Origin of the sequence: Sporosarcina sp. SG10008, assembly GCF_044569405.1 — a bacterium.
Classification (GTDB): Bacteria; Bacillota; Bacilli; order Bacillales_A; family Planococcaceae; genus Sporosarcina; species Sporosarcina psychrophila.
In genome coordinates this window covers 3,522,381-3,540,396 of record NZ_CP172607.1, presented here as the reverse complement: position 1 = coordinate 3,540,396, position 18,016 = coordinate 3,522,381, and the positions used below count along the sequence as shown (strand labels likewise).

The window sequence follows — 18,016 nt, the reverse complement described above, 5'->3', positions numbered from 1 at the left end:
TCAATGCAATTGAAACGGCTCACATTGACGGCTTTTTTTGTAGCCCTTTGTGTCATCGGTGGATTAATCAAAATCCCATCCGGCATCGGTTCTTTGGCACTTGATACTGTACCGGCACTCATTTCCGCGGCCTTTCTCCCACCGGTATTTTCGGGGATAGTCGGGATGCTTGGGCACATGGCCTCCGCTATGAATTCGGGGTTTCTGTTAGGTCCATTTCATGTGCTCGTTGCACTTGAAATGTTCGTCATCGTTATCGTCTTTGCCCGCCTACACAAAGCGGGACGCAATCTAACGAAGTGGATTTTTTTCGTAGTGGCAAACGGTTTAATTGCACCACTGCCGTTTTATTTCCTGATTTCGCCGGCATTTTTCCTCGGAGCAGTTCCATTTCTCTTACTTACGACAATCGTTAACGCAATTGTTGCGGCAGTTGTCATGCCGGCACTTCAGCATGTGGTGGATGGTCGCATGGGGGCACTTCGATGAGAAATGCCATTGATATCGGCAACGGTTTCATCGTGACAACGGATAATTCAGGCGGCATCGGTGAAAAGTTGCAGGATATAGTTAACGTACCGGACCGCGTCACAGCGTATTTTGCGGCCCGCGTTGCATTGCTTGAACAATGGGCGACGCATGCAGAACCTGTTTCGATCCTCATTCACAATTTTAGTGGCAGCGCGAGTTGGGAAAGTTACGTGGCAGGTGTGACGGATTTATTCCACGAGTCGGGGCTTGAGGTTCCGCCTATCAATGGCAGTTCAGAAACCAATATGGAACTTGTTCAGTCAGCGATGGCAGTAACAATCATCGGCAAAAAGATGGAAGCACCAGCTCCGAAAAAGAGTGTATGGTTTACTTACGGTACACCGCTCGTTGGAGATGAAGTACGAAATCGCGTAGATGAAATTGCGTCCGTCCAGCTTATTCACGAGGCAATGAAAAGTGGAATCGTCCATCAAATCTGGCCAGTTGGCTCAAGCGGGATTTTACAAGAGGTCCGTTTGTTAACTGGAATTAAGGAAGCGCGCGTCGAAACCGCGCTGGATTCGATGAAATCAGCGGGACCGTCGACAGTGGTTCTCCTAGCCATTCCTGAAATGAATATCGAGGAAGCTAAAGCACTTTTCGGTGTCCATTTGAATAAACTAATGATGATTACTTAAAACCTGCATTGTCTTTGCAGGTTTTTCTAACTTTTAATAGTGAGACCGATCATATAATCGACGCGCCGATTATGTCTGCTGGCTAACCGATCATATAACCGTCCTGTCGATCATAACTGCTGGCTGGCCGATCATATAATCGACTTGCCGAACAAATCTGCTGGCACCCGATCATATAACCGTCGCGCCGATCAAATCTGCTGGCCACCGATCATATAACCGTCCTGCCGATCATATCCGCTGGCTAACCGATCATATAATTGTCTTGTCGATCATATCCGCCAGCCACCGATCATATAATCGTCTTGCCGATCATATCCGCTGGCTAACCGATCATATAATTGTCTTGTCGATCATATCCGCCAGCCACCGATCATATAACCGTCGCGCCGATCATATCCGCCAGCCACCCAATCATATTATCGCCGCGCCGATCATATCCACCAGCCACCCGATCATATCTTCCACCAACCCTCCAACTAATTTCACCAATATCTCAAAACTATCAAAACTTTTAGTTGACTGAACGCTCATTCATAATTAAACTAGAAAATAGACATCGACACGATACTTATTTTCGACTACACTATCTGTACTATTCAAACAACAAGGGAAGGGGAGATAATAAATGCATCCATTGATCATTGCCAACTGGATTTTGTTTCTCGCGGTCGTGGCCTACGCGCTTGCGTTGTTCACATATCTAATCAAAACACGCATTCAATTTATCAAACTGGGGAGAAAAGAAGAGTTTGATAATAACATTTCGGAACGTCTCCGCAAAATATGGATTTACGTCTTCGGACAAAAGAAATTATTAAAAGATAAAAAGAGTGGAGCTATCCACGTTATGTTTTTCTACGGGTTTTTACTCGTACAGTTTGGAGCTATCGATCTTGTCTGGAAAGGGTTAAAACCGGGATCACACTTACCATTTGGTTCAGTATATCCTGTCTTTACAATCTTCCAGGAAATCGTTGCTGTAACAATACTTGTCGCGGTTGTGTGGGCATTCCACCGCCGTTATGTTGAGAAGCTCGTGCGTTTAAAACGTGGATGGAAATCCGGACTTGTCCTTATTTTCATCGGGGGACTTATGCTTTCAACATTACTTGCAAACGGTATGAACATGATTTGGCAAGGACATGAAACGACATGGATGGAACCAATCGCATCGACGATTGCTACAGTATTCAGTTTCATGCCGGAAACTGGGGCGGCCGTCATATTCTTCATTGCTTGGTGGATCCATCTGCTAATCTTACTGACGTTCCTCGTCTATGTGCCACAATCGAAACATGCGCACTTGATCGCAGGACCTGCTAACGTTTATTTCCACCGTCTTGATCATGCAGGCCGTTTAAAGCCAATCGACTTCGAAGCATTGGAAGATGTAGAAGAAGGAGAAGAGATGCCGCCGCTTGGAGTAGGTAAAATAACTGACTTCACGCAGCTGCAAATGATCGACTTATACGCTTGTGTTGAATGTGGACGTTGTACGAATATGTGTCCAGCATCTGGAACAGGTAAAATGCTGTCTCCGATGGATCTCATAACGAAACTACGTGATAACCTGACAAATACAGGTGCACTTGTGACAAAGCAGAAACCGTGGGTACCAACACTCGCGTTCAATAAAACAAAAGGCAACCAGATTGCATTTGCAGCTGGACTTGAAGGCGCTACAATGGATGACATTTACAACCCGTCCCTCATCGGCGATATCATCACGGAAGAGGAAATCTGGGCTTGTACAACATGTCGTAACTGTGAAGACCAATGTCCGGTTATGAATGAACACGTTGACAAAATCATCGACCTTCGCCGTTATCTTGTTATGACAGAAGGGAAAATGGATCCGGATGCACAACGCGCGATGACAAACATCGAACGTCAAGGGAATCCATGGGGGCTTAACCGTAAAGAGAAAGAAAACTGGAGAGATGCACGTCCAGATCTTCATATTCCAACGGTCAAAGAATTGAAAAAAGCGGGCGAAGAATTTGACTATCTGTTCTGGGTGGGGTCAATGGGGTCATTCGACAACCGTTCACAAAAAATCGCCTTATCATTTGTCCATCTGATGAATGAAGCGGGCATCAAGTTCGCCATTCTTGGCAATAAAGAGAAGAACTCTGGAGATACGCCGCGTCGTTTGGGGAATGAGTTTTTATTCCAAGAGTTGGCTACCGCCAATATTGAAGAATTCGAAAAAGCGGGCGTCACAAAACTTGTTACCATTGACCCGCATGCCTACAATATCTTCAAAAATGAATACCCTGACTTCGGATTTAAAGCAGAAGTAGTCCATCATACGGAAATGCTTTACGAACTTGTTGTCCAAGGGAAGTTGAAACCGGAGCATGCAATCGACGAAACAATTACGTTCCATGATTCATGTTATCTAGGTAGATACAACGACGTTTATGATCCGCCACGTGAAATTCTTAAAGCAATTCCTGGCGTAAATCTCGTCGAAATGAAACGTAATCGTGAAGACGGCATGTGCTGTGGAGCGGGCGGAGGACTTATGTGGATGGAAGAAGACACTGGCCACCGTATCAACGTCGCTCGTACAGAACAAGCACTTGAAGTCAGCCCGGGGATCATATCATCCGGCTGTCCATACTGCTTGACGATGTTGTCAGACGGCACGAAAGCGAAAGAAGTAGAAGAGTCTGTCGGCACATATGATATCGCCGAACTACTAGAACGTTCGATTTTCGGTGAGGATTGGCAGCCAGCTGAAGAGGCTGAAGTAGAGTCTATTTTGCAATAAGCCATTGCGGAACAATCAGTATTGTCGTACAATTAATAGAATAGTGAACTATGATTTGTGAAATCAAAAGGAGTGGAAACACTCCTTTTTTCTTAAACTCTTATCGAGCGAGCGTTCAGTCGCTCAATTCAAATGAGAATGAAAGCGTTACCAACAATCATCAAAGGGGCGATAGATATGGGAAGAACGGTCATAGTAAATGGGGCAAGAACACCATTCGCAAAATTTGGCGGAGCGTTAAAGTCACTGACGGCAAGCGATCTTGGGGGGATTGCTATCAAAGATGCATTAAATCGTGCGGGCGTGAAAGCAGATGAAGTCGGTGAAGTCATCATCGGAACGGTATTGCAAGCAGGCCAAGGTCAAATTCCTTCTAGGCAAGCAGCGACGAAAGGTGGACTTCCTTGGTCGGTGAAAACGGAGACCATCAACAAAGTATGTGCATCAGGCATGCGCAGCGTAACTCTTGGCGACCAGTTGATCCGTCTTGGCGATGAAGAAGTCATTGTTGTGGGCGGTATGGAGTCTATGTCCAATGCCCCTTACTACGTACCAAAAGCACGATTTGGGTTGAAAATGGGTGATGCAGAACTGATCGACGGTATGATCTACGATGGACTTTCTTGTTCATTCTCACCCGACCGCGTCCATATGGGCACATACGGTAACTCGACAGCTGAAGAATTTGCACTGACGCGCGTTGCACAGGACGCATGGTCACTCCGTAGTCATGAACGTGCATTGCAAGCGATTGACGCAGGATTGTTCGCACAAGAAATCGTTCCAGTCGAAATCCCGCAGCGTAAAGGTGATCCGATTTTAGTCGATACGGATGAAGCACCACGCCGCAACACATCGCTCGAATCACTGGCGAAATTGCGACCGGCATTCGGCAAAGACGGCACAATTACGGCAGGAAACGCACCAGGCGTAAATGACGGAGCATGTGCACTTGTGTTGATGAATGAAGAGCGTGCGCTAAAAGAAGGAAAAACACCATTAGCAGTCATTATTGGTCATGCAGAAGTGGCTATAGAACCTGCAAACTTCCCGCAAACACCTGGGCTTGTCATTAATGCATTACTTAAAAAGACGGGTAAGAAACTAGAAGATATAAAACTCTTTGAAATAAACGAAGCATTTGCAGCTGTTGCTCTCGCAAGTTCACAAATTGCAGAACTGGATCCTGAAAAAGTGAACGTCAATGGCGGTGCAGTTGCACTCGGTCACCCGATTGGCGCAAGCGGAGCGCGTATTATCTTGACACTTGCGCATGAACTGAAACGCCAAGGTGGCGGTATCGGTATTGCAGCAATTTGTTCAGGCGGAGGCCAAGGCGACGCAATTATGATCGAAGTAGCAAAATCGGAATAATGTGGAGGCGTTAATCAATGGATATTAAAAAAATAATGGTGATCGGTGCAGGACAAATGGGCGGAGGAATTGCTCAAGTCTGTGCACAAGCCGGCTTCGACGTAAAACTGAATGATATAAAAGAAGAATCATATGCTAAAGGGCTTGCAGTTATTACAAAGAATCTGTCTCGCAATGTCGAAAAAGGTCGCATGACAGAAGATGAAAAATCCGCAGTCCTTGGTCGCATAACGAAATCACTCGATCTGCAAGATGCATCGGACGTTGACATTGTCATCGAAGCAGCAGTTGAAAATATGGATATCAAAAAGTCCATATTCGCGAAGTTGGACGAAATCGCTCCGCAACATGCAATTCTTGCATCCAATACATCTTCACTTCCAATCACGGAAATCGCGGCGGCAACAAAACGTCCTGAACAAGTGATTGGCATGCATTTTATGAACCCAGTTCCAGTGATGAAACTAGTTGAAATTATCCGCGGTCTTGCAACTGCTGACGACGTGTACAAAGCGGTGGAAGACATGACAGTGAAATTGTCTAAAACACCGGTAGAAGTAAATGACTTTCCAGGATTCGTCGCAAACCGAATTCTTATGCCGATGATTAACGAAGCAATTTACACGCTCTATGAAGGCGTTGCAACAGAACAAGCGATTGACGAAGTCATGAAACTCGGCATGAATCACCCAATGGGTCCGCTTCAGCTCGCAGACTTTATTGGACTCGATACATGTCTATATATTATGGAAACGCTACACGAAGGATTTGGCGATTCGAAATATCGCCCATGTCCCCTCCTAAGAAAATATGTAAAAGCAGGATGGTTAGGGAAGAAGTCAGGCCGAGGATTTTACGTTTACGAATAACTAATGCTTACATTTAAAGGGGAAATCATAATGGATTTAACATTCACCGAAGAACAGCAGATGATGCGCGACATGGTACAAAGTTTTGCGAAGACTGAAATCGAACCGTTCATTCCACGTATGGAAGCTGGGGAATTTCCACGTGACATTTTAAAGAAAATGGGCGGACTCGGCTTGATGGGCATTACTGTCCCAGAAGAATATGGTGGGGCAGGCATGGATTTCATCTCATATATTAGCGCCATCCATGAACTGTCGAAAGTAAGCGCCGTTGTCGGTGTCATTCTTTCCGTTCATACATCGGTTGGAACTAACCCGATTATGTATTTCGGTAACGACGAACAGAAAAACCGTTACCTCCCAAAATTGGCAAGCGGCGAATACCTTGGTGCTTTCTGCCTGACAGAAGCATCATCTGGTTCTGACGCAGGATCTCTTAAAACACGTGCGGTCAAAAAAGACGATCATTATGTGCTTAACGGTTCTAAAATGTTTATTACCAACGGTGGGGAAGCAGATGTCTACATCGTCTTTGCATCGACAGATCCATCTAAAGGGACTTACGGTATCTCAGCATTCATCGTCGATAAAGATACACCTGGCCTCGTCATTGGAAAAGATGAACGGAAAATGGGACTTCACGGTTCGAGAACAGTAGAGCTGTCGTTTGATCAAATGAAAGTTCCACTAGAAAACTTACTTGGTGAAGAAGGCGGTGGCTTCAAAATTGCGATGGCAAATCTCGACGTCGGTCGTATCGGCATAGCGGCACAAGCACTCGGTATCGCAGAAGCAGCACTTGAAGCGGCAACAGGTTACGCGAAAGATCGTGTTCAGTTCGGCAAGCCGATTGCTGCTCAGCAAGGCGTAGGATTTAAACTTGCGGACATGGCAACTGCAGTCGAAGCAGCAAAACTACTCGTCTACCGCGCTGCACAACTGCGTGCAGAAGGACTCCCGTGTGGAAAAGAAGCCTCGATGGCTAAGCTATTTGCTTCAAAAGCGGCAGTCGAAGGATCAATTGAAGCAGTTCAAGTATTCGGCGGTTATGGCTATACAGAAGATTACCCAGTCGAGCGCTATTTCCGTGACGCAAAAGTAACTGAAATCTACGAAGGCACAAGTGAAATTCAACGTATTGTTATTTCGAAACATCTGATGAAGTGATGTACGCGTTCTTAGTGTAATTGCAACTATGAAGTTTTAATTGTAACTATCTACGTGTAATTGCAACTATGGGATTCTAACTGCAACTTTCCAATCGTAATTGCAAACCGAACAACGAAGAGTTCGGTTTGTATAATACCTGTGCCCTTTACAGAGATTATACAATAAATACCAATGATGAATACCAACCAAATACCAAATAAGGTGGGAAACCCAATGAACTTTAAATTATCCGAAGAACACGAAATGATCCGTAAAATGGTCCGCGACTTTGCGGAAAATGAAGTCGCACCAACAGCAGCAGAACGTGATGAAGAAGAACGTTTCGACATGGATATCTTCAAAAAAATGGCGGACCTTGGCCTAACAGGTATTCCTTGGCCTGAAGAGTATGGCGGCATCGGCAGTGACTTTCTCGCATATTGTATCGCTGTAGAAGAACTGTCACGCGTTTGTGCTTCAACAGGCGTCACACTTTCTGCGCACACATCTCTAGCGGGATGGCCGGTATTTAATTACGGAACGGAAGAACAAAAACAACAATACCTTCGTCCAATGGCAGAAGGTACGAAAATGGGGGCATACGGTCTAACGGAGCCTAGTTCTGGTTCTGATGCAGGCGGCATGCGCACAACAGCGAAACGTGACGGCGACGACTACGTAATAAATGGTTCTAAGATTTTCATTACAAACGGCGGCATTGCGGACATCTACATCGTCTTCGCAGTTACTGATCCAGATTCAAAACATAAAGGAACAAGTGCATTTATCGTAGAAAAAGATTTCCCTGGTTTCTCAGTTGGGAAAAAAGAGCGTAAACTCGGCATTCGTTCATCGCCTACAACTGAAATCATGTTCGACAACTGTCGTGTTCCAAAAGAAAATCTACTTGGCGAAGAAGGGCAAGGATTCATCATCGCTATGAAAACACTTGACGGCGGCCGTAACGGAATTGCTGCACAAGCAGTCGGGATTGCACAAGGGGCACTTGACGCAGCTGTTGACTATGCGAAAGAGCGCGTTCAATTCGGTAAACCTATCGCTGCAAACCAAGGCATCGGCTTTAAATTGGCAGATATGGCGACAGCAACGGAAGCTTCAAGATTGTTAACATACCAAGCTGCATGGCTCGAGTCGAATAATTTACCATATGGTCAAGCATCTGCAATGGCAAAACTAATGGCTGGAGATACAGCTATGAAAGTTACAACAGACGCTGTTCAGGTTTTCGGCGGTTACGGGTATACAAAAGATTATCCTGTTGAGCGTTATATGCGTGATGCGAAAATTACGCAGATCTACGAAGGAACGCAAGAAATTCAGCGTCTCGTTATCTCCCGAATGCTGACGAAATAAGCGGGGAGGTGTAGGAAAGTGAATAAACGAGAAGTGAAATCGTCTGTCAAAGATGAAAGTCTGATTGAAAAACGGCGTGAACAGATGATTCGTGGTGCGGTGAAACTTTTTAAAGAGAAGGGATTCCACCGCGCGACAACCCGAGAAATCGCGAAAGAAGCGGGATTTAGCATCGGAACGCTTTATGAATATATTCGCACCAAGGAAGATGTACTCTACCTCGTTTGTGACAGTATTTATAACGAAGTGCATGACCGCCTTTCTGCCCTGCCTACCCAAGAAGGGACAGTGGATGGACTGCGAGTGGCCATTAATCAGTATTATCATTTGATTGACGATATGTCGGACGAATTTCTGGTCATGTACCAAGAATCAAAATCTCTACCGAAAGATGCACTGCAATATGTTCTGAAAAAAGAAATGGAAATGGTCGCTTTGTTTGAGAATCTTTTAGAAATGTGTGCAAAGTCGGGGGAACTGCGCATTTCAGAAGAAGAAGTCGGCATCGCGGCACATCATATCGTCGTACAAGGACAGATGTGGGCATTTCGCAGATGGGCATTGCATAGAAGTTATACGATAGAAACCTATATACGTGTTCAAACAGACCAACTTTTTAAAGGGTTAATTGGGTAAAACGTTCATTAATGCAAAGGGGTGTTCCACATATGGCAACAGTTGAGATTTATAAACCGAAACACCATATCCGGTTCGTTACAGCGTCGAGTCTTTTCGACGGGCATGACGCATCCATCAATATCATGCGTCGTATTATGCAAGCGAGCGGCGCAGAAGTAATTCACTTGGGGCATAATCGTTCAGTCGAGGAAGTTGTCAACGCGGCCATTCAAGAAGACGTTCAAGCAATTGCGATGTCTTCGTACCAAGGCGGGCATGTTGAGTACTTTAAATATATGTATGACCTTCTTCAGGAAAAAGGGGCACCGCATATTCGCATTTACGCAGGTGGCGGCGGAGTTATCATCCCGAAGGAAATCAAAGAACTGCATGACTACGGTATTACATGGATTTTCTCTCCTGAAGATGGGCGTAAAATGGGTCTTCAAGGGATGATTAATCGGATGTTGGAGCAATGTGATTACCTCACAGCGACTGACAATGAAATGGAAAACCTTGAAAAAATAACTGTCGACCAACCCGAAATCCTCGCGAATGTGATTACGTACGTGGAAGAAATGTACGGTCAGAATGATGCGCAAGCAGTTGCAGTTGTTGAAAAAGCACGTACACTTTCTAAAAATACACCGGTTCTTGGGATTACTGGAACAGGTGGAGCGGGGAAAAGTTCGCTTACTGACGAATTAATTCGCAGATTCCTCCACGAACTACCGGAAAAAAGAGTCGCAATCCTATCGATTGACCCAACGAAACAGAAAACAGGTGGGGCTTTACTTGGCGACCGTATTCGTATGAATGCCATCTTCAATAAGCGCGTATTCATGCGAAGTCTCGCAACACGAGGTTCCCGTACAGAGCTTTCTGGAGCGATTCGGGATGTGTTAGACATTGTGAAAACAGTCGGTTTCGACCTAATCGTTGTTGAAACAAGTGGAATCGGGCAAGGGGATGCTGAAATTACGGAAGTTTCCGATGCTTCGATGTATGTCATGACAAGCGAGTTCGGTGCGCCGACACAACTTGAAAAGATTGACATGATTGATTTCGCAGACCTAATTGTCATCAATAAATTCGAACGTAAAGGCTCTGAAGATGCATTGCGCCAAGTGCAAAAACAATATCAACGCAGTCATCTTCTGTGGGATAAAGATCTCGATACAATGCCAGTGTACGGCACAATCGCAAGCCAATTCAACGACAAAGGGACGAATTCACTCTTTGCAGCACTCGTTTCCGTATTGAACGACAAATGCGGCCTCGACTGGGAAACATCTTACGGACAATTCGTCAAAACACAAAAACAAAACGTCATCATCCCGAACGACCGTCAGCAATATTTACGTGAAATCTCTGATACGGTCCGTGGGTACCATAAAAAATCTGAAGTGCAGGAAACGCTTGCACGCAAATTATTCCAGCTCGAAGGAGCCATTCAAACGGTCAACGAACAAGCGCCAGACGATGCGCTCGTGACTTCACTGCAATCACTTGCGGAAGGCATTAAAGAAGAATTGACGTCAGAGTCGAAACGTATCCTCGCAAACTGGGATAAATTGAAAGAAGCCTACGCGGGCGATGAATTCATCACAAAAGTTCGCGGTAAAGAACTGCGCACTGCTTTGACAACCACAAGTCTTTCAGGATTAAAAATCCCGAAAGTCGCGTTGCCGAAATTCAAAGATTACGGTGAAATTCTTCGCTGGGTTTATAAAGAAAACGTCCCGGGGTCCTATCCATATACAGCTGGCGTATTCCCATTCAAACGTGAAGGCGAAGATCCAAAACGTCAATTTGCCGGAGAAGGAACACCGGAACGGACGAATCGTCGTTTCCACTATTTATCGAAAGATGACGATGCGAAACGACTGTCAACGGCGTTCGACTCTGTGACATTATACGGAGAAGACCCGGATGAACGTCCAGATATTTACGGAAAAGTTGGGGAGTCTGGCGTCAGTATCTGTACGTTAGAAGATATGAAGAAACTGTACGAAGGTTTCGATCTGTGTGCACCGGCAACGTCTGTTTCCATGACTATTAACGGTCCAGCACCGATTATTCTTGCCATGTTTATGAATACAGCAATCGATCAACAAGTGCGCATCAACGAGGAAAAACTTGGGCGGGCACTAACTGTTGAAGAATTCATTGAAGTCAAAGAAGGAACGCTTCAAGCAGTTCGTGGAACAGTGCAAGCAGATATTCTGAAAGAAGACCAAGGACAGAATACATGTATCTTCTCAACAGAATTCGCGCTTCGCATGATGGGGGATATCCAGCAGTACTTCATCGATGAAAAAGTACGTAATTACTACTCGGTGTCGATTTCTGGCTACCATATTGCAGAAGCAGGCGCAAACCCGATTTCACAATTGGCATTCACACTATCAAATGGCTTCACATATGTAGAATATTATTTGAGCCGCGGTATGAATATCGATGATTTCGCTCCGAATTTATCGTTCTTCTTCTCGAATGGCCTTGATCCGGAATATACGGTTATCGGACGCGTTGCTCGCCGCATTTGGGCAGTCGCGATGCGTCAGAAATACGGCGCCAACGAACGTAGCCAAAAATTGAAGTACCATGTCCAAACATCAGGCCGCAGCTTGCACGCGCAGGAAATTGATTTTAACGATATCCGCACAACGCTGCAGGCGCTTATGGCATTGCAGGATAACTGTAACTCGCTCCATACGAACGCGTATGACGAAGCCATTACAACGCCAACGGAAGAATCAGTTCGTCGTGCGATGGCTATCCAAATGATTATTACAAATGAGCACGGCCTATCGAAAAATGAAAATCCACTTCAAGGCGCATTTATTGTCGATGAATTAACGGATCTCGTTGAAGAAATGGTCTTGCGCGAATTTGAAAGCTTAAATGACCGCGGCGGCGTGCTCGGTTCGATGGAAACACAATACCAACGCGGTAAAATCCAAGAAGAATCGATGCATTATGAAATGAAAAAGCATTCAGGTGAGTTGCCAATTATTGGCGTTAACACATACTTGAACCCGAATCCACCGTCGTCTGATGACGTCGATAACATGGAAATCGCGCGTGCCACACAAGACGAGAAAGAAACACAAATCCTCAACTTACGTGCATTCAAAAGCTTGCATGCCGATCAAACCGAAGAAGCCTTGAAGAAGTTGAAAGAAGTAGCTGTTTCAGGCGGTAACATCTTCCAAGAACTAATGGAAACGGTAAGAGTAGCAAGCTTAGGGCAAATTACCAACGCGTTATATGAAGTAGGCGGGCAGTATAGACGGAATATGTAATACGAAATGCGGAAGGCGTCTGGACGCTGGAGCTGGACAATTAGGGATGGCAGTCTAAAAGCGCAACTGCATAACCGACTTCCTGTAGACATCGAATCCGTGCAAACTTCGGTTTAGCACGGATTTTCCTTTTTTAGTGTGTAGTACCGTCCGCTGTCATAATGCGTTTTACTCCATGCTGCCGGGGGATTGCCCCATCTATGTAAATCGGGCGAGAGGCATCCCTAAGCGCCATAGCGGTATTGAATGAAATCACTATGTCCATTATTCCCCTGGAAAGTGTTTGGTATGTACTTTTCTTTTATATGGATATTGCTTGTAATTTTCACGTATAATAGAGAGAATGACTGGAAGGGGTGCGGGCGTGAAACTATATATACATATAATGATCATAGCCACCCTTGCCACCCTCTTTTTTCTGCTATATGATAAAGGATTAGGTGCTATCCCTTTTTTACTTTCTGGGGCTTATTTGGGGTTTATTTGTGTGACAGAACTTCGACACTCCAAAAAGAATAAAAGAATGTAGCATATTTTGGACTGTATTGTTTATAATGATAAGTATGTTTGTGTTTATAGAAAGGACGTGCGTTAATTGAACATCCGTGAAATGACGAAAGAACAACTGATAGAAGAATCGATGATTGATATCGCATATGCGGTTTTGGCGGAAAGAAAAGAACCGCTAACATTGCTTCAGCTGATGGACGCAATCCGTAAACTGAATGGCATAACTGAACGAGTTATGAGAACAAAATTACAACAATTCTATACAGACATGAACATTGACGGGAGATTCCTTGCTATCAACGACAACCGTTGGGGATTGCGCGAATGGTATCCGGTTGATCAAATCGAAGTAGAAACAGCTCCAGTCGTAAAAGTACGCAAGAAGAAAAAGAAAAAAGCGTTGCTTGAAGACGACGACATCATTGAAGACGAGGATGACGAGGATGAGTTGTTCGATGAAGAATTCGATGAACTAATCGATGACGATGAAGACGACGACGATGACGACGAGGAAGAAGAAGACGTTGTCGAGATCGAAGTAGATCTTATTGATCCAGACGACGAGCTTGAAATCATCCCTGATGATGCAGAGCTTGAGCTTGATGAAGAAGACGAAGAAGAGGAAGATGAAGACGAGGATGAAATCAAGGAATAATTACTTGACTTCACACGTCCGACACTATAACATTTTGACTGGGCTCCTTAAATGGACATGAATCAGTGTATATGCGCTCCTCCTGTAGATACTGTCTACAGACGGGGCGCTTTTTATTGTTTTAACATTATTCCGCAGAACTCCAAACCCCTGCTGAATAATGTTAAAGCCTCCGGCGGATGTCACAGATTTTGATGGGAATGAATTGAGTAGACTCACGGCCTGCATGATGCAGGTTGATTAGCTGTTGTCGCAAGGAAACGACGCATTTAAGCTAGCTTCCATACTTGATCTGTACGCAAATACGTCAAGGCGAATTTGATTTAACTAGAACGAACCAGACGAATGGAGGAGTAAAACATGACAAAGTATATTTTCGTAACCGGTGGCGTTGTCTCATCACTAGGTAAAGGTATCAACGCAGCATCACTTGGACGACTATTAAAATCTCGAGGACTTCAGGTGACAATCCAAAAATTCGATCCATACATTAACCTTGACCCAAGAATGATGAGTCCTTTACAGCATGGTGAGGTCTTCGTTACAGAAGATGGAGCAGAAACGGATCTAGACCTAGGTCATTATGAACGTTTTATTGACATCAAATTGAACAAGTATTCGAACGTTACGATGGGGAAAGTATATTCATCTGTCCTACAAAAAGAACGTCGCGGTGAATACAATGGAGCAACTGTCCAAGTCATCCCTCATATTACAAATGAAATCAAAAGCCTGATCAAACGTGCTGGAAAAGAAACGAACGCAGACGTCGTCATTACAGAAATTGGTGGCAGTGTCGGCGATATCGAATCCCTTCCTTATCTAGAAGCACTTCGTCAGATGAAAACGGATCTTGGGAAAAGTGACGTTATGTATATTCATAACACCCTTATTCCTTACTTGCATGCAGCCGGTGAAATGAAGACAAAACCTACACAGCATAGTGTTAAGGAACTTCGGAGTCTCGGAATTCAGCCAAATATGATTGTTGTACGAAGCGAATATCCAGTACCGCAAGAAATGAAAGATAAGATTGCTTTGTTCTGTAATATCAAACCAGAAGAAGTCATCGAAGCACTTGACGCGGAAACGCTATACGAAGTACCACTTAGATTGCATGAACAGAATATGGATCAAATCGTAGTAGATTTCCTTGAACTTGAGACGAAACAACCTGATATGACAGAAATAAAAGAACTGGTAACACTTGTGAAATCCCTTTCGAAAAAAGTTCGTATCGGACTTGTCGGGAAGTATGTTGAAATGCAGGATGCATATATTTCAGCGGTTGAAGCACTTCGCCACGCAGGTTACGGTTTCGACACAGAAATTGAAATAAAATGGATCAATTCGGAAGATGTAACAGCACAGAGTGCAGCTGAATTATTATCGGATGTCGACGGAATCCTCGTTCCAGCTGGTTTTGGAAAACGTGGTATCGATGGTAAAATTGAAGCAATTACTTATGCCCGTATAAATGGCATCCCGTTTTTCGGAATCGGCTTAGGCATGCAATTAGCTGCAGTCGAATACGCACGCAATGTTATGGGAATTGAAAACGCTCATTCAGTTGAATTTGATAAAGATACGGAAAATCAAATTATTGAGAGTCCTCCTGAAAGTAATGGTAATCCAGAAAGTTACTTCAGACTTGGCGCTTACCCATGTAAATTAAAAGAAGGAACGAAAGCGCGTGCTGCTTACGGCGAAGAGTTGATTTACGAACGTCACCGTAATCGCTATGAATTTAATAATGAATACCGCGAGCAATTCGAAGCTGCAGGTATGAGGATTTCTGGTATAAGCCCGAATGAACAACTCGTGGAAATCATAGAATTAGAAGGTCACCCATTCTTTGTCGGTGTCTCGTTCCACCCAGAATTCGCATCTCGCCCAACACGCCCACAACCGCTATTCCGCGAGTTCTTAGGAGCGATAATCGCTGGAAAAGAATAACGTTTCGGTTGCAACCTGTTGGACTAGCCGTATATAGAGCGCGCGACCGATTATATATGCCGCTCAACCAAGCATATCGGGCATCTACCCGATCATATGTATTGGCCAACCGAGCATATCCGTCGCTCGACCAATCATATCGGTCACGCAACCAATCATATCCACCAATCACCAACTAAAAAAGCTGCACATAAACGGGGAATTCCCGCTTATGTGCAGCTTTTACTTGTTTTTAATCCTTGTCTAAAATCATTTCATCATAGGCAATCTTCACAGCTTCATAAACAAACAACGCACTGAGCGCATGCGGCTGAACAATCCGTTCACCGTCGTCACCTGGTAATAAACCACGTGTAAGCCCAGTCGATATATATGTATAGGATAATTCTTCAAGTTCATTGCCGTTGCCTGGTTTTTCAGCGGCGAGTGCGGCAAAAGGAATGAATCGTCCAGCAAGTTGCTGTGCAAGTTCTAATGCAGGCCTATCCGTCGCAGACCGAGTTAATAGCCAAATCCGGTCGGCTGCTGTAATGTCCATCCCGAACTCATAACGAACGGCACCACTAAGTGGATCGGTACTGTGAAAGGCGGTTGCGGTAACTGCCTCCATTTCACCGAATCCCGCAATAATAACACGACCTTCCCCAATTGTTGCCTGTGCGAGAAGACGGGCTGTTTCTTCAATAGACTCTTCACCATTTCCAGCGATACGCTGAAGAAGTCCGCTGATTTGTGTCGTCAACATTTTCAAAATTACCACCTCCACCTAATTATAGGAAAAGGAGCATGGAAAGCAAAGGACAAAGTTTTGTCAAAAAAAGAAGGGTATCTGTGACATTTGTCAAATAAGTAGGTATAACAACATGGGATTGCAGAAAGAGGGAATGGAGATTGAAAAGTCTTTTAATTGTGGATGATCAAAAGGGGATACGACTTTTGTTGGATGAAGTATTCCGCCGGGAAGGGTTTAAAACAACCCTCGCAGCAAATGGATTAGAAGCGCTCCAAGCGGTGGAACAAGAAGTGCCAGGCTGTGTACTGCTTGATATGAAAATGCCGGGCATAGATGGATTAGAGGTTTTAAAAAGATTAAAAATCGGCTGGCCAGAGATACCAGTCATCATGATGACTGCGTACGGTGAAATTGAATTAACAGAAGATGCATTGAAAACTGGGGCTATGAAATACTTTACTAAGCCGTTTGATATTTATGAAGTCCGTGATGCGGTGAACGCGATGTTTGAAAACTGACAAAGCAGGCAGTGGTAAACACTGGCTGTTTTTGTTATGATATTGGTGGTATACAATAATCACACTATTCTTTTCAAGATCCTAAGGAGGAATTCGCATGGCACTTGTCTCCATGAAAGAAATGATGATCAAAGGGAAAAAAGAAGGGTACGCAATAGGTCAGTTTAATATAAACAACCTTGAATATACGCAAGCGATTTTACTAGCGGCACAAGAAGAACAATCTCCTGTTATCCTTGGGGTATCCGAAGGTGCAGCACGTTATATGGGCGGTTTCACAACGGTTGTCCACATGGTGAAAGGTCTTATGCACGATTATAAAATTACAGTTCCTGTTGCAATTCATTTGGATCACGGTTCAAGCTTCGAAAAATGTAAAGAAGCAATTGAAGCAGGTTTCACTTCCGTTATGATCGACGCTTCATCAAAACAACTTGCGGAAAATATTGAAATTACGAAAAGTGTAGTTGATTATGCGCATGAACGGGGAGTTTCTGTAGAAGCAGAACTTGGGGTCGTTGGAGGCCAGGAAGACGATATTATTGCTGAAGGCGTCATTTATGCGAACCCTGCAGAATGTAAAGAGCTTGTGGACAAAACAGGAATCGACTGTCTTGCACCTGCATTAGGATCAGTCCACGGACCATATAAAGGCGAGCCAAACCTTGGTTTCAAGGAAATGGAAGAAATTTCAAGTCAATCTGACCTACCGCTTGTCCTTCATGGCGGAACAGGTATTCCGATAAAAGATATCCAAAAATCTATTTCATTCGGAACGGCTAAAATTAACGTCAATACAGAAAACCAAATACAAGGAACAAAAGCTGTACGTGAAACACTTGCGGCAGACGCTGAAGCCTATGATCCACGTAAATTCTTGACGCCAATGCGCGATGCCATCAAAGTAACGGTTATCGGTAAAATGCGCGAATTCGGTAGTTCACAAAAAGCTTAATTATATTTAGTTAACAGAAAGAGGAGAAACATCAATGGTGATGTATTCT

The 18,016-nt window shown here is 44.3% G+C and carries 14 protein-coding genes; 13 read left to right on the top strand and 1 reads right to left on the bottom strand.

What is annotated here, in order from left to right; genetic code table 11:
• Nucleotides 1–3 precede the first annotated feature (3 nt).
• The 11 genes from ACGLYD_RS16565 (at nucleotide 4) to ACGLYD_RS16515 (ending at nucleotide 15,761) form a co-directional block, all read left to right on the top strand.
• Nucleotides 4–489, top strand: coding sequence for an ECF transporter S component (locus tag ACGLYD_RS16565; protein ID WP_399629338.1), 486 nt, complete (start codon nucleotides 4–6; stop codon nucleotides 487–489).
• Nucleotides 486–1,169: a hypothetical protein gene (locus tag ACGLYD_RS16560; RefSeq protein WP_399629336.1), complete on the top strand. Its 684-nt coding sequence runs from the start codon at nucleotides 486–488 to the stop codon at nucleotides 1,167–1,169. Before ACGLYD_RS16565 ends, ACGLYD_RS16560 begins: the two co-directional genes overlap by 4 nt.
• Nucleotides 1,170–1,797: 628 nt before the next feature.
• Nucleotides 1,798–3,948, top strand: coding sequence for a (Fe-S)-binding protein (locus ACGLYD_RS16555; protein ID WP_338654938.1), 2,151 nt, complete (start codon nucleotides 1,798–1,800; stop codon nucleotides 3,946–3,948).
• A 177-nt stretch (nucleotides 3,949–4,125) separates the two neighbouring features.
• The gene (locus tag ACGLYD_RS16550; RefSeq protein WP_399629334.1) at nucleotides 4,126–5,322 is read left to right on the top strand and encodes an acetyl-CoA C-acetyltransferase; all 1,197 of its coding nucleotides are present in this window, start codon (nucleotides 4,126–4,128) and stop codon (nucleotides 5,320–5,322) included.
• A 17-nt stretch (nucleotides 5,323–5,339) separates the two neighbouring features.
• Complete coding sequence (locus ACGLYD_RS16545; protein ID WP_067213191.1) at nucleotides 5,340–6,191, top strand: 3-hydroxybutyryl-CoA dehydrogenase; 852 nt, start codon at nucleotides 5,340–5,342, stop codon at nucleotides 6,189–6,191.
• 30 nt (nucleotides 6,192–6,221) lie between these two features.
• Nucleotides 6,222–7,358, top strand: coding sequence for an acyl-CoA dehydrogenase (locus tag ACGLYD_RS16540; protein WP_067213189.1), 1,137 nt, complete (start codon nucleotides 6,222–6,224; stop codon nucleotides 7,356–7,358).
• Between the two features lie 216 nt (nucleotides 7,359–7,574).
• On the top strand, nucleotides 7,575–8,714 hold the full coding sequence (locus tag ACGLYD_RS16535) for an acyl-CoA dehydrogenase (protein WP_067213186.1): 1,140 nt from the start codon (nucleotides 7,575–7,577) through the stop codon (nucleotides 8,712–8,714).
• Nucleotides 8,715–8,798: 84 nt separating this feature from the next.
• Nucleotides 8,799–9,350: a TetR/AcrR family transcriptional regulator gene (locus ACGLYD_RS16530; protein WP_082786850.1), complete on the top strand. Its 552-nt coding sequence runs from the start codon at nucleotides 8,799–8,801 to the stop codon at nucleotides 9,348–9,350.
• 32 nt (nucleotides 9,351–9,382) lie between these two features.
• Nucleotides 9,383–12,640: a fused isobutyryl-CoA mutase/GTPase IcmF gene (gene icmF / locus ACGLYD_RS16525; RefSeq protein WP_187045930.1), complete on the top strand. Its 3,258-nt coding sequence runs from the start codon at nucleotides 9,383–9,385 to the stop codon at nucleotides 12,638–12,640.
• Between the two features lie 595 nt (nucleotides 12,641–13,235).
• The gene (rpoE, locus tag ACGLYD_RS16520; RefSeq protein ID WP_187045929.1) at nucleotides 13,236–13,805 is read left to right on the top strand and encodes a DNA-directed RNA polymerase subunit delta; all 570 of its coding nucleotides are present in this window, start codon (nucleotides 13,236–13,238) and stop codon (nucleotides 13,803–13,805) included.
• Nucleotides 13,806–14,165: 360 nt separating this feature from the next.
• Nucleotides 14,166–15,761, top strand: coding sequence for a CTP synthase (locus ACGLYD_RS16515; RefSeq protein ID WP_067213177.1), 1,596 nt, complete (start codon nucleotides 14,166–14,168; stop codon nucleotides 15,759–15,761).
• A 232-nt stretch (nucleotides 15,762–15,993) separates the two neighbouring features.
• Here the strand turns inward: ACGLYD_RS16515 and ACGLYD_RS16510 are convergent, their stop codons facing one another.
• Nucleotides 15,994–16,506 (bottom strand): DUF2529 family protein, encoded by a 513-nt coding sequence (locus ACGLYD_RS16510; RefSeq protein ID WP_399633276.1) that lies wholly within the window; start codon nucleotides 16,504–16,506, stop codon nucleotides 15,994–15,996.
• Between the two features lie 146 nt (nucleotides 16,507–16,652).
• On the opposite strand from ACGLYD_RS16510, the gene ACGLYD_RS16505 reads away from it, so the two are divergent.
• Nucleotides 16,653–17,012: a response regulator gene (locus tag ACGLYD_RS16505; RefSeq protein ID WP_187045928.1), complete on the top strand. Its 360-nt coding sequence runs from the start codon at nucleotides 16,653–16,655 to the stop codon at nucleotides 17,010–17,012.
• 97 nt (nucleotides 17,013–17,109) lie between these two features.
• On the top strand, nucleotides 17,110–17,967 hold the full coding sequence (locus ACGLYD_RS16500) for a class II fructose-bisphosphate aldolase (RefSeq protein ID WP_354311994.1): 858 nt from the start codon (nucleotides 17,110–17,112) through the stop codon (nucleotides 17,965–17,967).
• The last annotated feature ends 49 nt before the right edge of the window (nucleotides 17,968–18,016 follow it).

Bases quoted from the DNA above. Each gene is read 5' to 3' on its own strand.
- ACGLYD_RS16565 (WP_399629338.1), top strand. From the start codon at position 4: ATGCAATTGAAACGGCTCACATTGACGGCTTTTTTTGTAGCCCTTTGT.
- ACGLYD_RS16560 (WP_399629336.1), top strand. From the start codon at position 486: ATGAGAAATGCCATTGATATCGGCAACGGTTTCATCGTGACAACGGAT.
- ACGLYD_RS16555 (WP_338654938.1), top strand. From the start codon at position 1,798: ATGCATCCATTGATCATTGCCAACTGGATTTTGTTTCTCGCGGTCGTG.
- ACGLYD_RS16550 (WP_399629334.1), top strand. From the start codon at position 4,126: ATGGGAAGAACGGTCATAGTAAATGGGGCAAGAACACCATTCGCAAAA.
- ACGLYD_RS16545 (WP_067213191.1), top strand. From the start codon at position 5,340: ATGGATATTAAAAAAATAATGGTGATCGGTGCAGGACAAATGGGCGGA.
- ACGLYD_RS16540 (WP_067213189.1), top strand. From the start codon at position 6,222: ATGGATTTAACATTCACCGAAGAACAGCAGATGATGCGCGACATGGTA.
- ACGLYD_RS16535 (WP_067213186.1), top strand. From the start codon at position 7,575: ATGAACTTTAAATTATCCGAAGAACACGAAATGATCCGTAAAATGGTC.
- ACGLYD_RS16530 (WP_082786850.1), top strand. From the start codon at position 8,799: ATGATTCGTGGTGCGGTGAAACTTTTTAAAGAGAAGGGATTCCACCGC.
- icmF (WP_187045930.1), top strand. From the start codon at position 9,383: ATGGCAACAGTTGAGATTTATAAACCGAAACACCATATCCGGTTCGTT.
- ACGLYD_RS16515 (WP_067213177.1), top strand. From the start codon at position 14,166: ATGACAAAGTATATTTTCGTAACCGGTGGCGTTGTCTCATCACTAGGT.
- ACGLYD_RS16510 (WP_399633276.1), bottom strand. From the start codon at position 16,506: ATGTTGACGACACAAATCAGCGGACTTCTTCAGCGTATCGCTGGAAAT.
- ACGLYD_RS16500 (WP_354311994.1), top strand. From the start codon at position 17,110: ATGGCACTTGTCTCCATGAAAGAAATGATGATCAAAGGGAAAAAAGAA.